General features: G+C 46.0%; 20 protein-coding genes. 12 read left to right on the top strand and 8 right to left on the bottom strand.

Annotation, left to right across the window (positions count from 1 at the left end):
- Nucleotides 1-20: 20 nt before the first annotated feature.
- The 4 genes from GJU87_RS07480 to GJU87_RS07495 all read left to right on the top strand — a co-directional run bounded on the left by GJU87_RS07480 (nucleotide 21) and on the right by GJU87_RS07495 (nucleotide 2,964).
- Entirely contained in the window at nucleotides 21-305 is a 285-nt protein-coding gene (locus tag GJU87_RS07480) for a hypothetical protein (RefSeq protein ID WP_153638955.1), read from the top strand.
- Nucleotides 306-311: 6 nt separating this feature from the next.
- Complete coding sequence (locus GJU87_RS07485; RefSeq protein ID WP_153638956.1) at nucleotides 312-1,430, top strand: 4Fe-4S dicluster domain-containing protein; 1,119 nt, start codon at nucleotides 312-314, stop codon at nucleotides 1,428-1,430.
- Nucleotides 1,431-1,567: 137 nt separating this feature from the next.
- Nucleotides 1,568-2,017, top strand: coding sequence for a MarR family winged helix-turn-helix transcriptional regulator (locus GJU87_RS07490; protein ID WP_153638957.1), 450 nt, complete (start codon nucleotides 1,568-1,570; stop codon nucleotides 2,015-2,017).
- A 26-nt stretch (nucleotides 2,018-2,043) separates the two neighbouring features.
- Nucleotides 2,044-2,964 carry a hypothetical protein gene (locus GJU87_RS07495; RefSeq protein ID WP_153638958.1) on the top strand — a complete coding sequence of 307 codons (921 nt, stop codon included), beginning with the start codon at nucleotides 2,044-2,046 and terminating at the stop codon, nucleotides 2,962-2,964.
- A 117-nt stretch (nucleotides 2,965-3,081) separates the two neighbouring features.
- Here GJU87_RS07495 and GJU87_RS07500 read toward each other — a convergent pair whose 3' ends face one another.
- The 6 genes from GJU87_RS07500 to GJU87_RS07525 form a co-directional block, all read right to left on the bottom strand.
- Nucleotides 3,082-3,513 carry a DUF2147 domain-containing protein gene (locus GJU87_RS07500; protein ID WP_153638959.1) on the bottom strand — a complete coding sequence of 144 codons (432 nt, stop codon included), beginning with the start codon at nucleotides 3,511-3,513 and terminating at the stop codon, nucleotides 3,082-3,084.
- A 115-nt stretch (nucleotides 3,514-3,628) separates the two neighbouring features.
- Nucleotides 3,629-4,393, bottom strand: a complete 765-nt coding sequence (locus GJU87_RS07505; protein WP_153638960.1) for a metal ABC transporter solute-binding protein, Zn/Mn family — start codon at nucleotides 4,391-4,393, stop codon at nucleotides 3,629-3,631.
- A 12-nt stretch (nucleotides 4,394-4,405) separates the two neighbouring features.
- A complete protein-coding gene (locus GJU87_RS07510) occupies nucleotides 4,406-5,212 on the bottom strand; it encodes a metal ABC transporter permease (protein WP_153638961.1) in 807 nt (268 codons plus the stop codon).
- Complete coding sequence (locus tag GJU87_RS07515; RefSeq protein WP_153638962.1) at nucleotides 5,206-6,225, bottom strand: DUF1893 domain-containing protein; 1,020 nt, start codon at nucleotides 6,223-6,225, stop codon at nucleotides 5,206-5,208. Before GJU87_RS07515 ends, GJU87_RS07510 begins: the two co-directional genes overlap by 7 nt.
- 98 nt (nucleotides 6,226-6,323) lie before the next feature.
- The gene (locus tag GJU87_RS07520; RefSeq protein ID WP_153638963.1) at nucleotides 6,324-7,094 is read right to left on the bottom strand and encodes a sulfite exporter TauE/SafE family protein; all 771 of its coding nucleotides are present in this window, start codon (nucleotides 7,092-7,094) and stop codon (nucleotides 6,324-6,326) included.
- A 50-nt stretch (nucleotides 7,095-7,144) separates the two neighbouring features.
- Nucleotides 7,145-7,495, bottom strand: coding sequence for a rhodanese-like domain-containing protein (locus GJU87_RS07525; protein WP_194831472.1), 351 nt, complete (start codon nucleotides 7,493-7,495; stop codon nucleotides 7,145-7,147).
- Nucleotides 7,496-7,971: 476 nt separating this feature from the next.
- On the opposite strand from GJU87_RS07525, the gene GJU87_RS07530 reads away from it, so the two are divergent.
- Complete coding sequence (locus GJU87_RS07530; protein WP_153638965.1) at nucleotides 7,972-8,718, top strand: transporter; 747 nt, start codon at nucleotides 7,972-7,974, stop codon at nucleotides 8,716-8,718.
- Nucleotides 8,719-8,763: 45 nt separating this feature from the next.
- Complete coding sequence (locus GJU87_RS07535) at nucleotides 8,764-9,012, top strand: hypothetical protein (protein ID WP_153638966.1); 249 nt, start codon at nucleotides 8,764-8,766, stop codon at nucleotides 9,010-9,012.
- Here GJU87_RS07535 and GJU87_RS07540 read toward each other — a convergent pair.
- The gene (locus GJU87_RS07540) at nucleotides 8,993-9,172 is read right to left on the bottom strand and encodes a hypothetical protein (RefSeq protein WP_153638967.1); all 180 of its coding nucleotides are present in this window, start codon (nucleotides 9,170-9,172) and stop codon (nucleotides 8,993-8,995) included. The two genes, GJU87_RS07535 and GJU87_RS07540, sit on opposite strands and share 20 nt — an antisense overlap.
- Here GJU87_RS07540 and GJU87_RS07545 point away from each other — a divergent pair, their 5' ends adjacent.
- The 6 genes from GJU87_RS07545 to GJU87_RS07570 all read left to right on the top strand — a co-directional run bounded on the left by GJU87_RS07545 (nucleotide 9,173) and on the right by GJU87_RS07570 (nucleotide 14,168).
- Nucleotides 9,173-9,598: a hypothetical protein gene (locus GJU87_RS07545; RefSeq protein WP_153638968.1), complete on the top strand. Its 426-nt coding sequence runs from the start codon at nucleotides 9,173-9,175 to the stop codon at nucleotides 9,596-9,598. It begins immediately after the preceding gene.
- A 33-nt stretch (nucleotides 9,599-9,631) separates the two neighbouring features.
- Nucleotides 9,632-10,105: a hypothetical protein gene (locus GJU87_RS07550; protein WP_153638969.1), complete on the top strand. Its 474-nt coding sequence runs from the start codon at nucleotides 9,632-9,634 to the stop codon at nucleotides 10,103-10,105.
- 82 nt (nucleotides 10,106-10,187) lie between these two features.
- Complete coding sequence (locus GJU87_RS07555; protein ID WP_153638970.1) at nucleotides 10,188-10,925, top strand: YrhK family protein; 738 nt, start codon at nucleotides 10,188-10,190, stop codon at nucleotides 10,923-10,925.
- Between the two features lie 86 nt (nucleotides 10,926-11,011).
- Nucleotides 11,012-12,250 (top strand): pyridoxal-dependent decarboxylase, encoded by a 1,239-nt coding sequence (locus GJU87_RS07560; RefSeq protein WP_153638971.1) that lies wholly within the window; start codon nucleotides 11,012-11,014, stop codon nucleotides 12,248-12,250.
- A 60-nt stretch (nucleotides 12,251-12,310) separates the two neighbouring features.
- Nucleotides 12,311-13,006 (top strand): hypothetical protein, encoded by a 696-nt coding sequence (locus GJU87_RS07565; RefSeq protein ID WP_153638972.1) that lies wholly within the window; start codon nucleotides 12,311-12,313, stop codon nucleotides 13,004-13,006.
- Nucleotides 13,007-13,178: 172 nt separating this feature from the next.
- Nucleotides 13,179-14,168, top strand: a complete 990-nt coding sequence (locus GJU87_RS07570; RefSeq protein ID WP_153638973.1) for an aldo/keto reductase — start codon at nucleotides 13,179-13,181, stop codon at nucleotides 14,166-14,168.
- A 132-nt stretch (nucleotides 14,169-14,300) separates the two neighbouring features.
- On the opposite strand, the gene GJU87_RS07575 is transcribed toward GJU87_RS07570, so the two are convergent.
- Complete coding sequence (locus GJU87_RS07575) at nucleotides 14,301-15,446, bottom strand: PAS domain-containing sensor histidine kinase (protein WP_153638974.1); 1,146 nt, start codon at nucleotides 15,444-15,446, stop codon at nucleotides 14,301-14,303.
- Nucleotides 15,447-15,541: the final 95 nt, after the last annotated feature.

A 15,541-nucleotide genomic window follows, 5' to 3' on the forward strand; every position in this document is an offset into this window, starting at 1 on the left:
ACTCTTTAATACCCGATAAAATGGCAGGAGAGAAACAACGTACCGTCAAGGTAATAAAGGAAAAAAGGACGGTTTCGGAGGAGGTGAAAGCCAATATCAAGCATTACAATAAAATGAAGAAGTTGATCAAGGATGCATTGAAGGAAGGCCCAAAAACCATTCCTGAAATCGCTAAGGCAACTGAACTTCCCGCCCATGAAGCGACCTATTATGTGATGTCGATGCGAAAGTATGGTGATGTAGTGACCGGTGAGATCGATGACATGGACGAGTATTTTTACTATCACTTGAATCAAAAGAACTAAGCACTTATGTCAAAGGTAGATCCAAAACTGGCAAAAGATATTGCAAAGTACGGAGCTGTCGATTTCAGCGCCTGCTACAACTGCGGTAATTGTACGGCCGTTTGCAGCCTGACCGAAGAAAATGCCAGTTTTCCGCGAATGATGATACGCTACAGCATGCTGGGAATGAAAGAAGAAATTCTGAGCAGCAAGGAGCTCTGGATGTGTTACCACTGTGGAGATTGTTCGGCAACTTGTCCGCGTCAGGCCGACCCGGGTGAATTGATGGCCGGTTTGCGCCGCTATGCAATTGCGAACTATGAGCCCTCAGGTATCACGAAGCTCATTTTCAAAAGCAATCCGTTTTCCATCCTGCTGACCCTCGTTTTGGCAACGATTCTGGGGTTCTTTTTACTGACCATGAAGCCGGACTTCACGGTATCGCGCTGGATTTTCAGCTGGATGCCTTATGCGGTCATTCACTTGATGGGACTGATTGTCTTTTCCTTTACAGGATTAACGGCTCTTCTGGGCATTTTCAGTATGAGTCGGAGACTGAACCGTAAACACAGTACAGACTCAAATAAAACCAAAAAATCAGTTTCTCAGTCGATTGGCGAAGTACTGACCGAGATTGGAACCATGGGACGATATCAAAAGTGTTCAACCGATGAGGGAGAATACTGGAGTACGAAACCCAACCTGGTTCGTCCGTGGTTTGCGCACTGGTCAATCATGTGGGGCTTTATCGGCCTCCTGTTTGCCACTATTCTCGACTTCCTGTTTAAAGATCCGGCAACAATCATCTGGTTGCCATCACGCATCCTGGGTACCGTTTCCGGACTTTTCCTGATTTACGGAACATCGCTGGCCATGTATTACCGCATGACCAAACCTACAAAAACGTACGAGGCCACTAAACTGGCAGACTGGATGTTCTTGTTCTTTCTTTGGATTGCTGGTTTAACTGGTTTTTGGATGGAAGTGGCCGTTTCGTTTAATCTGAGTGAAACGCTGAGCCAAGTGATTTTTATGATTCACACCATCATTTCAATGGAACTGGTTATTCTGTTCGCTTTCTCGAAGTTTGCGCATGCAGCTTACCGTCCTATCGCACTGTATTTTCTGGCCCGAAACAGGGAATAGATAAAATCCCTCTCTCAATCAATGCTCATAATCCAGCTTCCACCTGTCTATCAGGCCCGAAGCTGGATTTTTTTGCGTATATGTATTGCATTTATCAAATAGATGCTGTAATTTAGTTGCATATACATCTAAAAATCATGAGAATTCCGAAATCATTGGATGACAACCTCATATTCCAGTTGGGGGCGATAGCCAGAAAAGTTCACCAACATGTGGAAAGTGTCTTCCGTAAAGAAAATCTGGATATTACACCTGAACAGTTTTCATTGTTGACCATATTGTGGTACAACGAAGGGATCAGTATCAAGGAATTGGCTGACAGAAGTCAGCGCGATAAGACAACTATCTCACGTGTTGTCAATAATATGATCAAGCACGATCTAATCCGGCGCCTGGATAATGTGGATGACAAGCGGGCCAAGCGTATTTTTCTGACCGATCGCGGACGAAACCTGCAGGATCAGTTGGTGATGCTTTCCGGTGAGATTTATGTACAGGCGTTGGGAAACCTGTCGGACGAAGAACTGGATCATACGCTGGAGGTTTTTAAAAAGATTGAAAAGAACCTTTCCGATAGTAATGAATAACAAACAATTAATCAAACCTGAAACAAATGAAAACAAAATTAATTGTCATAGCTAAATTGTTGCTATTGACCATTTTGATGCAGATTGTCTGGAGCATCGGTTTAGGAATTGGAAGTCAATTATTTCCCTTTGAACTGAATTCTCCGGATGTTGATGCGGGACAATTATTAATGCGCATGACTGCTGTTTGTCTCATTCATACCGCCCTTTTGTATGCATTAATGTATTATTCCAACTGGCGGAGATGGAAACTGGCGGGATTGCTTGCTCTCGAAATATTTGTCATCCAGTTTGCACTGAGCGCTGTTGAAGCATTGTTTTTCGGCGGATATCTGAAAATGCCGGCCAACCTGGCCTGGTCGATGATTTTTACCGGAATCATTCTGTCTCTTGTCTGGAGTCCGCTGGCCGTACTTATTTCCGGGAACTGGAAACCAAAGGAGGACACGCAACCGGAAAGACCGGCAATTGGAAACATGTTTTGGGTGAACATTGCTCTGCTATGCGTTGTGATTTATCCCTTTCTGTACCAATTGGCCGGCTATTTCATTGCCTGGCGGGTGCCCGAAGTAAGAGCTTTGTATGATGGCCTGGAAGCACAACCTACTTTTATCGCTCAACTTGGCTCGTTCGTTTTCTCGAAATTGCATCTTTTGCAGATAATTCGAGGACTGGTATGGATTGCCATCGCGATTCCGGTGATGCTGGCTATGAAAAGCGGTATGTGGATGAAAGCGCTGATGGTTGGACTGTTATTTGCTCTGTTAATGAATGCTCAACATCTGCTGCCCAATGCTTTGATGGTTCCCGAAGTCCGGCTGGCTCACTTTATCGAAACAGCGTCATCGAACTTTGTTTGGGGATTTGTTATTGTTTGGTTGCTGAGCAAAAGTGGTTTTATTCGCTCTTCAAATATTGGTGAAGAAGGTAAGCTGGCTGCTGCATAGTATTTGTGTCACAGAAAAGATCAAATAAAAAACCCCGGCTCGCTCTTGATGCCGGGGTTTTTCATATTATTTTTAAGAGATGTCTAAAATCTTATGTCTGAGGTCTCTCTTCTTATTTCAACTTTTCTCCCATTCCTGCGTGCGATACAGAAACCCGATGTAGCCGCGTACACGAAGAATATCGCCTTCACGCCAGATTTTTACATCATAGAATTTTCCGTTTTCAGGATCCATAATTCCGTCGTCTCCAACCCATTGTCCATCATCGTTCTGCGTCAGGCCGTTAATGATTTGCATGCCCAGAATATGTTGATTGTGCAGGTTTCCCTTACACTTATCGCAAAGCGGATCGGCATTCGGGTCTTCCCGGAAAAGCTTGATAATTTTGCCGTACAGCTTGCCATCTTTCTTATAGATTCTGACCTCCGACTTCGGTTTGCCGGTTTTGTCGTCAATCGTGGTCCAAACTCCCGTAACATCCTGCGCGAAAACCGTGGCGGCCATGCTAACCAGGAAAAAGGTGAAAAGGATACTAAGTGATTTCTTCATGTTTATATCAATTCAGTTTAGTTTCTGTTTTTGTCAAAAATAGAATTTTATTTAAAAATCCGATGGTAAATTTTTCGTCCGGACGGATTGTGTGCGAATGATCGAAAGAGAAGAGCTACTTTTTCAGGTCTGATGAAACCTGCGTTAATTGCTCCACGTTGTAGCGAATCACATCCATTAATGTTTGGGTACCATGCGTTCCCGGAAAGTTGAGCAGCGATACCATTCGCGCATCGGGAAGTACTTCCTGCAACGGTTTTCCCACAGGGTTGTGTGCATTGTCAATGATTAGCACCGCATGAGTTTTGGCCATATCAGCAATTTGACGTGCTTCAGGGGTAGCCGGGCCAAAAACGCCGGCAATCTTCAATCCGAGCTCTTTGGCCAGCGGCCGTTGGAAAAAGTGAACCAAAACCGGCTCTTCGAGCATTCCGTCCTGCTTCAGTGTTGCTTTAGCTTGGTTGATGACCGTTTCTATCTGTTTGAGGTTGGCTTCCGCTTGCTCTGTGGTTCCCAGCTTTTCTGCAATTTTCACGATCGATTTCCGAAGAGTTGACAAATCATAACGTGTATCGATCTGCAGCATTTTGTTTTCATCTACGTGTAAGCCTTTGCGCATCCGGTCGAGCATGGTTTCGTAACCAGCGTAAATAATCAGGTCGGCTTTCATCACGCGGGAAATGTCGCCCGGGCGTAACTCATATTCGGTGGGATGTTGCATCTTAAAAGGAGCGAGCACGGTGACATTCTTCGCTCCGGCAGCTTCAGCGAAAGCTGCGGTCCAGGCATTGGTGGCCACTACATTCTGCGCTTTCGCGGAAAATGAAAAGCCTATCAGCAATAGCAAAACAAGGAAACAACGGGTTGGTGAGAATTTCATATGTGAATTGATTTATGATTTAAACCGTTTGTGATTCAGGTAAATGATGATGAAGACAACGGAAGCCATCAGTGCAACGCCGGAACTGGCAGGAATATCTATCGCCAGTGAGAGGAAAAATCCCGAAAGGGAAAAGATACCACCCCACAGGCACGACCAGATGATAACTCCGCGCAAACTTTTGGCATGAAGTGATGCAATCAATGCCGGCAAAAGAAGCAGGGCATCGAGCAGAAGTGCACCGATGAGTTTCATGGCAGCAGCAACGGTAATAGCCGTTAACAGAATGATGGTGTAGTATAATCTTCCTTCGTTTACACCGGAAGAGAAGGCGATTTCGCGATCGAAAAACACGGCACGAAGCTTTCTCCTGTATTGAAACTGAAAAGCCAGCAAAAGGCCTGAAAATGCCAATACGCCAATTACTTCATGCCAGCTAAGCGCAAATAAACTTCCCCAAAGCAATGAGAGAGTGTCCTGTGCCGGAACATTGAATTTATAGATGAAGATGAAAGCCAGTGAAATGGAGATGACCATCATGAACATGCTGATTTGCCCGGTATCGACCTGCATGGAGCGCGACGTTTTGGTCATCAGCAGTACCATGAGCAGGTTCACCAGCATAGTCGTCCAGAACGGATTGTACTGCATGGCCAAGGCAATGGCACCTCCCAGAATAGCGCCGTGCATCAGCATGAAGCGCAGCGGCAGCAGGTTCATGCGCAGCAGATAGACGCCTGTTACCGGAAAGGTAAATCCGGCGAAAGCCAGTACCAGCAATCCTTTCAGAATAGGAGGGAGCGAAAGCATTTCTAACATAGCTGACCTCCTTTTAACTCTTTGCGTGGCCAGTTCAGCTGATCGAGCCAGGCTGTTTCGTGCGAGACGAGTATCATCGTTGGTGCTTCGGTCGAGCTCAATTCGCTCAGCAACTGCAGCAAGTCTTCTTTACCTCCTGAATCGAGAAATGAAGTCGGTTCATCGAACAGCAGCACGCGGGCATTCTGGCTGAGGCAACGAGCCAGTGAAACCCGTTGTTTCTCTCCACCAGAAAGATTGTGATACGACTGTTTGGCCAGATGAAAACAGCCGGTTCGCCGCATGGCCAGTTCGACACGGTAGTTTAATTCTTTTGACGAAAGTTTCCGCTCACTCAATCCGATGGCAACCACTTCTTCTGCCGAAATGGGGAAGGTATTTTTCACATTTTCCTGGTGTACGTAACCAATCAGGCTCCGGTTGTGGCGCCAATCATTGCTTCCCACGAGGATGTCTCCTACGCGAATGGTTCCCTGCACGGGCTGAAGAAAACCCAGCAAGGTCCGCAGCAACGTAGTTTTCCCGGTACCGTTGGCACCGTGAATAACCAGTTGTTCGCCTCTTCCCAGCTCCAGGCTTAAATTTTCGAGGATATTCTTACGACCAATATCTACCGTCAGGTTTTCAATTTTGACGGGCAATCCCTGAACACGTCCGGCTCGCTTGCGCAGAAAAAGATAAGCATCGTCAATACTCATGGAATCGGTAATCAGGTCTTCCGTGCGACACTGAATCTGTTCTACCAACGTGTTGTACGAGAATTCGACCCCGTGCTTTTTGAATACCGGAATGGCTCTTTCACTAAGCAGTTCGACATGGCAGCGAGTGACTCCCAAACGAACCATTAGGCAGGCCGCTGCTTTTCCGGCAATCTTATCATTCACGAGAAGTTCAGAAGAGGGAATGTTTTTCTCTTTCAGAAAGTCTTCGAGCTCGAAAAGCGGATGCAGCCAGTGCTCATTGCTGGTAAAGATGGTTTCTTCTCCGTGCGTAACGATGAGTGAGTGTTCCAATGGTCGTTAGTTTTGCCTGTCAAAATAAGACTTTTCGGGCAAAGCACAGAACGGGAATGGATGGAAAATAGATGAGATGTGAATTCCGGGCAACCGGATTACATCAGCTTCAGTAGGTTTTGGGCAAATATTCCTATTCCGATAAGGATAATAAAAATAGAAAAGATGTAGCGAAGCCGCGCCTGATTGAGCCGTTTAGCATACCAGGCACCAATAATTCCGCCGAACGAACCTCCGACAACAAACACAGCACTCATCAAAAAATTAACCTCTCGTCCCTGGATAAGATAGCTGGCCAGTCCAAAGGTTCCGAAAAGAAAGATGATAAAAAGGGAAGTGGCAATGGCTTCTTTCATTTTCAGTCGGGCACCCAGGTACAGAGCCGGAACCAACAGGAAGCCGCCACCCACACCAAAGAAGCCACTGGCAAATCCGGTTACGAAGCCCAATGCTATAGTCCGGTAGTAGTTAATGCCCCCCGATTCAATTGGATCATCCGGGTTACCTGCCTTCTTCCGGGTCATCAGGTAGCCAATATAAATCATCAACAGGGCGAAGAAGAGTAGCAAGACCGGTCCTTTAAACTGCTTGTTGAGCAAAGCGCCCAAATAGGTGCTGACAATACCCGGAGCGGCCATGTAAATGGCGATACGAAACTTCACCAGCGATTGCCGCATGTAACTAACCGATGAAATCAACGAGGTGACACCCACAGCAATCAATGAAGTTCCGATGGCTAAGTGAACATCCTGACCAACTAAATAAACCAATAACGGAACGGCCAGAATGGACCCGCCGCCACCGGTCATTCCCAAGGCGCCGCCCGATAATAATCCGCTTAAGAGGGCATAGACATACGGTAAAATCATGGTTTATAATGTTGAGTCAGAGATGTTATTAGACCATCAGGATTTGAATTTCATTTTGCTGCTTCCCGAACGTTGATCGGAAGTCCGCTTTGTGCCCAGCTGATGATTCCGTTTTTCAGGTTGATAACGTTGCTGTAATTTTGTTCTGTCAGGAACCAGGTAACCTGGTAACTGCGTGAACCACTCCGGCAACCGACAATTACATCCTTGTCGCGCGGAATTTCGTCCAGCCGGGTGCCGAATTCGCTGATGGGTATCACCATTACATTGTCAACGCCAAAAGCAACCTGGTCAATTTCTTCCCACTCGCGAACGTCCATCAAGATAGCACCATTTTTGATTTTCTCGTAGGCGGTTGCTGCGTCTACTTCTTTAATTCCTTTTTCGATTCTGCGATTCATGGTATTTGAAATTAAATAATTCAACATGGGTCATTGATAAACAACCGGTTTCAGTGCAAGCAGATTTAATTTCACAGGATTGGTTAGCGGATGGTAGCAAAGTCGTTTGACGGGCTTTGGGTTCTTCAGTTCCAATACAAAATAAAGGCTGCAGGATAAGGAATGCAAATTGTAAATTGTTATTTCCTATAACCGGATGTTATCGGCTTTCATTTGGTCGCTCAACTACAAAATTTATTGGTTGTTATTTAAATCATCGATGCCAAGTGCACATAATGTGTTGTCAGAGCTTTTCAAAGAAGAACTTAAAACAAGGGCGGATGGAGTTGTTTTCTGAAACAAAATTCAATTTGTTGCATAAAAGGACAGGTGTCTTGTTTTAATGTGCATCCTTTACGGGAAGATAGTGTAGTTGAAATCCATTTAATACTTTGATAGATAACAGATGATTTTGAATGTGAATTAGCAAATAGAATATGATGAAAGGAAGAGTTCAAAGGTCAGTTGTTGGTGCGTGTATATTGCTATTTTCAGGAAGTTATCAGGCTTATGCCGGTCCGCCTTTCAAGACTGACGATCCCGTGCCGGTTCCATTAGGGCATTGGGAATACTATGTATCTTCCGTCAGCACGTATGAGTCCACATCCTGGTCCGGGACACTTCCTCATTTTGAAGTAAATTATGGCCTTATCCCTCACATGCAGGTTCATCTGTTGGTTCCGCTGAATTATTCAACTGACTCGCACCAACAAACGCAATTTGGATATGCTGATACCGAACTGGGGATGAAGTATTGTTTTCTGAAAGAAACAAAGAACCGGCCACAAGTGGGGGTTTTCCCGATTGTGGAAGTTCCTACCGTGAAGAACAACACGTTTAGCAACGGCAAGGTGAAAACATTTTTGCCGGTGTGGGCCCAGAAGTCGTGGAACAAACTAACGACCTACGGGGGTGTGGGCTACCAGATTAATCCGGGTACGGGAAACCGGAATTCGACGTTTGCCGGCTGGGAGATGCAGTACGATTTTTCCAAAACGGTGACCCTTGGCGGGGAAATTTACTTCCAATCGGCCGGTACAGACGAAAGCCAATCGACCACAGGTTTCGATTTGGGAGGTTTTGTTAACTTTAGTGAGAAAACCCATTTGCTGTTTTCAGTAGGGCACAGTGTTGCTCATGCGAGTATCTTTAGTTCGTATCTGGGGCTGCAGTGGACCATTTAACCGATGGCCCCGGGCAGCGAAAACCGCGTAAAACCTGGTGCAGAGATGAACCGAAATGGCGCAGACATGATCGCGGGGCGTGCAAACTACCCGGCGACTGACGCAATGGCAGCATCGGGTGACGCAAAGTCAGTCGGCGGCAAAGAAATAAACACCGTGAGCCGCGCAAACTACCCGGCTGGCAAAGAAAACTACCCGGTGCGCAGCGCAAACTACTTGGCGAGCAAGGAAAACAACTCCGGCCCCCGCGCAACGAACACGCGGCTTGAAGAAATCAACTCCGGGCGCCGGTAAACGAACGTTGCGCCGGAAGATGAACCGGAACGTGGGACCGCAACCGGAAGCTGTCGCACAGAAAAGGTGTTTCGGTTGTGTCCGATACGATAACAGCCGGACCGAAAGCGCTTTCACCGGCCACCAATTCATGGTAATAATCAATTAAAAATAACCTCATATGCCTGCACGAATGATGAACCGTTTTAACTTTTTACTTGGCGAATGGAACCTGGCTTACACCATCCCGGAAAGCAGTTTGAGCTCGGCCGGAACCGACACCGGCGTGGGTAAATTTACCAAAGAGATGAACAGCCGCTACGTGGTGTTCGATTATGCCACTGCCTCCGGCGGCGAGGCCAAGGGAATTTTTGCTTGGGACGAAAAAACGGAGATTTACCGCTACTGGTGGTTCGAAAATTCGGGTAACTTCCTGGATGCCTCCTGTGAGTTCCTGGATGATGATACCCTGGCCATGAACTGGCACAACACGCTGCTGGTACAAACCTTTACCCGGGTGAGTGAGGACAAAGTCATCCTGAAAATGGAGTACCCGGTGGTTGGCGGCGGTTATGAGTTGATTATGGAGGTGGTTTTTACACGCTGAAAGCTTTATAACTGGTAACTAATACTGATAAAAATGGAATTTCAGGGAATTCAGGTATCCAAAACCTACCAGCAAATTAACCTGGCCGCACCGAAAGAGGTCTTTCCGTTGCTCTGCCCGGTAAGGAAAAAAGACTGGCTTGACGGCTGGGATTACACCATGATTCACTCGGAATCGGGGTTGATAGAAGAGGGTTGCGTTTTTTCGACGCCACATCACGGTCAGCACGACACCATTTGGTATGTGACGGTTTATGATAAAATCAACTTCAAAATCGAATTTGTCCGGGTTACCCCGGAAGAAGAGGTTGTTCGAATCAATATCCGATTAAACGGAAGGGAAGACGGAACAACCACATCCCGGATTTCTTATCAGTATACTGCCTTGAACGACCAGAAAAATGAGTGGCTCAAAACGAAATTCGAAGACAGTTTCCGCGGAAGCATGATTTGGTGGGAGAAGGCTATCAACCATTATTTAAGAACCGGTGAAATGCTGAAGAAATAACCCATCAATCGAGTTTTCTTTCGGCGAATTGTTCGCATTTCATTACTTTGGCAGACCAGAAAATAGAAAATCAGCCAAGGGTATGCCGCATCTGTTTACCAATCGCCCCCGACAACACAATCTTTTTATTGACGAACCCGCCGGCTCGAGGCATTTTAGCTGGGAGTCGGTCAACTCGGTTTTGTATTTGCTGGGCGGGCTCACCTTTGTTCTGGGCAGCATTTTCTTCCTGCCGAAGTACGCGCACTATGCCAATACCGGCGCGTGGATCTTCTTTGGTGGCTCGCTGGTTTACCTCATTGTGACGGTTCACGATTTGTTCGAAGCTTCTGCTTACCTGCGAAGCCGCGAGAATGCTTCGTTTTGGGAGCGAATAGAATTGTTTGCCGCTGTGGTTTATGTTTCCGGAACGGTGCTGTTTATCGTCGGGAGTTTGTTTTTTCTTTCGCAAATTGATTTTGTTGTGGCCGGAAGTTGGTGTTTTATCTGGGGAAGCCTGCTTTTCCTGGTTGGGGCTTTCATCAATGTCATTCAGATTATCCAGGCCGGCTCGCTGTTTACCCTTCAGTTAATGAATGCCACTGCCATCTGTTTCACCATCGGGGCTGTTATCTTCTTACTGGCCTCGGTTCCTTATCTATGGAGTCACAAGCAAACCGCTTTTCAGCAGAAGCTTTACAGCTACATGGCCTGGGAATACATTGTAGGCAGTATTTTCTTTTTAACGGGAGGAATCTTCAATTTTTACCGCTCGTACCTGGCGAATAATCACTACAGGCGGCAGGAAAAACGGGAAGCAGTTTACAGCGAAGACCGGTAGAATTGAGCAATCATCCGTTTTTCTGACATCCATCACATCCCTTCGTTGTTTGCTTCTTTATCTTTGTTCCGGATAAAAATTGGACTATGCGATATTGGAAAAAGCTAACCGGAAATGAGATTAGGGAGCGCGTATTTGGCGCCCTGAACCGGAATGTCAATTATAAAGAGCGAACTACGCTGGGAATTCCGGCTTCGCACCTCGATGAAAATGTGTTTAACCAGGATGCCACTTACCTGAAAGATGCGCCGTTTCTGTCGGCCATGGTGCACAATCCGAACCATATTGGCTGTCATACATTGGGCGATTCGGAGCAGTTTTTTGCCGGAACGCAGCAGATCGAGCGCGAATTAATTGCGCTGGTAGCCGAAGATATTCTGAAAGGTGAGCCGGATGCACAGGATGGTTACATTGCTTCCGGAGGAACGGAAGCCAACATGCAGGCTATCTGGATTTACCGCAATTTTTTCTTACGCGAAAAAGGAGCGAAGAACAGTGAGATTGCTATTCTCTGCTCGGCCGATTCACACTACTCGATGCCGAAAGCCGGTAACATCATGAACTTGCCGGTAATTTCTGTTCCCGTCGATGATACCACCCGCGAAATCCAACCCGAAGTGCTGGATCAAAAGCTGGAGGAGGCGAAAGCCAACGGAATCGGCTATTTTATTGTGGTTTCGAATATGATGACCACCATGTTCGGTTCGGTCGATAAAATCGATACCTATGTCAATGCACTGAAAAAAGCCGGCGTCGAATACAAGATTCACATCGATGGTGCATATGGTGGGTTCGTTTATCCGTTCAGTACGGCCGATGAGGATTTGACTTTCCGGAATCCGGAGATTACCTCATTCACGCTGGATGCACACAAGATGGTGCAGGCTCCGTTCGGTACCGGTGTTTTTCTTATCAGGAAAGGCTGGATGAAATATGCTACCACCGAGGAGGCGCAGTATGTTCAGGGAATGGACGCTACCATCATCGGAAGCCGTTCCGGCGCCAATGCCATCGCCGTTTGGATGATTCTGCAGACTTACGGCCCTCACGGTTGGTTTGAGAAGATTCACATTCTGAATTACCGCACCGAATGGCTTTGTAATCAGTTGGAAGAATTGAATGTGCCCTTTTACCGAAATCCGTCATCGAACCTGGTGACCATGCGGGCCGCCAGTATTCCGGTCGAACTGGTCGAAAAATATGGTCTGGTTCCCGATAGTCACCACGCGCCGAACTGGTTCAAAATTGTGGTAATGGAACATGTTACCGTCGATCATTTGCTGCCGTTTGTGGAAGATTTAAAAGCACATTTGGCAGGTAAGTAATCTGCGTTTTCCGGACGAATGAGCGGATAAAGTTTGTATTTTAGACGGAAATTCATTGCCATGAGAATATTTTACGCTATTGCTTTTCTGTTGATGTTACTGGTAGGCGGTAAGGTTTCGGCTCAAATCAGGGCGACTACTGCGTCCGGTAACAAGGTATTGCTGTTTCCCAACGGAACCTGGAAATACGACGAAGGACAAACGATTATAGATACGCTCCCGAATCCCAATCCTCAGCCACAGCAGGCTGCGGTTGCTCCGGCACCAGCAGCTAAACAGGCTTCCTGGTCCATGAAGATTGATTCGAGCCGGGTTGATTCTACGCTGAAAGAGCAAATCGTCGATGTTTCCAGTCCGCGACTGGCCCGTTTCTTTGGCGAAGAAAAAGGACGGATGCGTTGTAGTGCTGAGTGTGTGAATGAAAAAGGAGTGATATCCATTCAACTGGAATGGGCTGCAGCCGTTGGAGATGCCAATCGGTATTTTGGTTTCATGAGAGATGTGAAAGACGTAACATTTGTGTTGGCGAGTGGTCAGGAGTTGAAATTTCAATACAACCCGGGCTTTAAAGACCACTTTTTCGACAACTACAACATTTCCTACTACAGTGGTTCGATAACATTGACCAAAAATGAGATTGGCGCTTTGTTGTCTTCTCCGGTTGTCCGCATTGACATGGATTGGAAAAAGGCGCCGGAAGAATACGAGGTGAAGAACACACAGTATTTCATGAATAATCTGCCGAAGGTTTTATAAGAGAAGACAATTATCGAAATATTTTGTGAAAGCTCTTTGTCGGGATGTATCCGTCAGGGAGTTTTTCTTTTACAGGCGTTCCTGTATGCCTTCTGAACCTTTCCTTTCTTCGTTTTGTTTTTCCCGGTAGGGATTTCATTCGAAACCTTTATAAAATCAAAATATAAAAACAATGGAATATAGAAGACTCGGAAAATCCGGATTAAAACTGAGTACGCTATCGCTGGGTAGCTGGGTGACCTTTCATCAGCAAATCGACGACAGCAAAGCCGATATGCTGATGGGACTGGCCTATGACCGCGGTATCAACTTTTTCGATAATGCAGAAGCCTATGCCATGGGCGAAAGCGAAAAGATGATGGGACGTGTCCTGAAGAAGAAACAGTGGGACCGTACTTCGTATGTGGTGTCCAGCAAGGTATTTTTTGGTATTCATGGCGAAGACAACAAGCCGACGCAACGCGGTCTGTCTCGCAAGCACCTGGTGGAAGCCTGTAACGAAGCATTGCAGCGTTTGCAAACCGATTACCTCGATTTGTATTTCTGCCACCGTCCCGATAAGGAAACACCGATAGAAGAAGTGGTTTGGACGATGAATCACCTGATTCAACAGGGAAAAATTCTTTACTGGGGAACATCGGAATGGAGCGCTGCCGAGATTATGGAGGCGTTTATGGTAGCCGAAAAGTACCGCCTCATTGGCCCAACCATGGAGCAGCCGCAGTACAACTTGTTCGAGCGCACCAAACTGGAAAAAGATTACCTGACGATTTTCAAGGATGTCGGTTTGGGAACAACCATCTGGAGCCCGCTGGCTTCGGGTCTCCTTACGGGAAAATACAACGATGGTATCCCGGAAGGCTCCCGTTTGGATGACAAAAAGATGGAATGGCTGAAAAACAACATCCTGAACGACGATAAAGTTGAAAGGGTCCGTAACCTGCAGAATGTGGCAGATGAGCTGGGAACTTCACTGGCTACCCTGTCAATTGCCTGGACGATTAGTAATCCGAATGTGACGACTGCTATTTTGGGTGCGACCCGGAAACAGCAGCTGGAAGAAAACCTGAAGGCTCTGGAGGTGTATCCGAAACTTACGCCGGAGGTAAAAGACCGGATTGACGAAATCATGGGTACCAAACCGGTGTTGCCGATGTTCTAAAAATCAAAAATGAATGAACAGAAAAGCTCCCTTGTACTGAACAGGGGAGCTTTTTTTCGTAAAGGAGAGACCAACCGTTATTTTGTATTCAATTTGCGATTGCATAATTTGTTCGAGCAGATAACCGCCCGGTTAAGTGATGGGTAGCGTAAAACAAAATGTACTGCCATTTCCTGGTTCAGATTCCACCCATATCTTACCTCCATGCACTTCAATAAATTCCTTGCAAAGTAATAATCCGAGCCCGGTTCCCGATTCCCTGGCTGTACCAGTTGTAGAATAGCTGTATTCAATCCGGAACAGTTTGTCGATGGCTTCTTTTTCAATCCCAACACCATTATCGGTAACCGATACCGTTAATTGATTCTCATTTTGTTCGGTGCGGATGCGTATTTTTCCTCCTGGATGAGTGAATTTAATTCCATTTGATATCAGGTTCCGCAAAATCGTACCAACCATGTATCTATCTGCAAAAACAGGAATATTGTGAGGTAAGTCTTTGAAAATGGTGATAGATTTTTGCTGTGCTGAATCATTAAATAATTCAGTAACATTATTAACTAAGGTTACCAGTTCGATGTATTCCGGATTAAATTCAATTTTGCCTGTTTGTGCGCGTGCCCATTCCAACAAATTTGTCAGTAAATCCATCGCTTGCTTAGAGGAATGATTGATGACGGCGGCGAATTTTTCAACTCCCTGGTAGTCTTTCCTGGCCAATTGTTCGACCAGAAGTTCGCTGAACCCGAAAATGCTGTTGAACGGACTCTTCAAGTCGTGGGCAATAATGGAGAAAAAACGGTCTTTGGTGGCATTGAGTTCGCTTAAACGGGCTTTACTCTCAATCAGCGCAGCTTCTGCATTCTTGCGTTCCGTAATGTCACGGACATTCAGGATGACAGATTGAATCAGTGGATTATCAATTTGGTTGGAACCAACAGCCTCAAGATAAACCCAGCCTCCGTTTTTATGCTTGTGTCTGTACTGCGTCCCTCCGTTGGTCGAATTTTTTATAATATCCTGAAAGGCAAGAGATACTTTTTCCTGATCTTCGGGATGAATCAATTGCTCAATAACCGGTATTTGTATCAGTTCGTCGGGACGATAACCCAGAATCTTCTCACAGGATTCGCTTACATAATGCTGAATGCCATTCGAATCTAACAGCACGATCATGTCGAACGAATTTTCGAGCAGCTGTTTCAGACGTTTGTTACTCGTTTTATTGAGTTCTTCGTTTTGCTTCTCTAATTCTATGTATGAAGATTTGTTATTCATGTATGGATAATAGGAGTAGCGGTTTAAAGTCGGGCTTTGTATTCAGGCTTTTTTATGTTCGTTCATTGCACCATAGTCCAGATTTACTCATCTGT

Origin of the sequence: Prolixibacter sp. NT017 (assembly GCF_009617875.1) — a bacterium.
Lineage (GTDB): Bacteria > Bacteroidota > Bacteroidia > Bacteroidales > Prolixibacteraceae > Prolixibacter.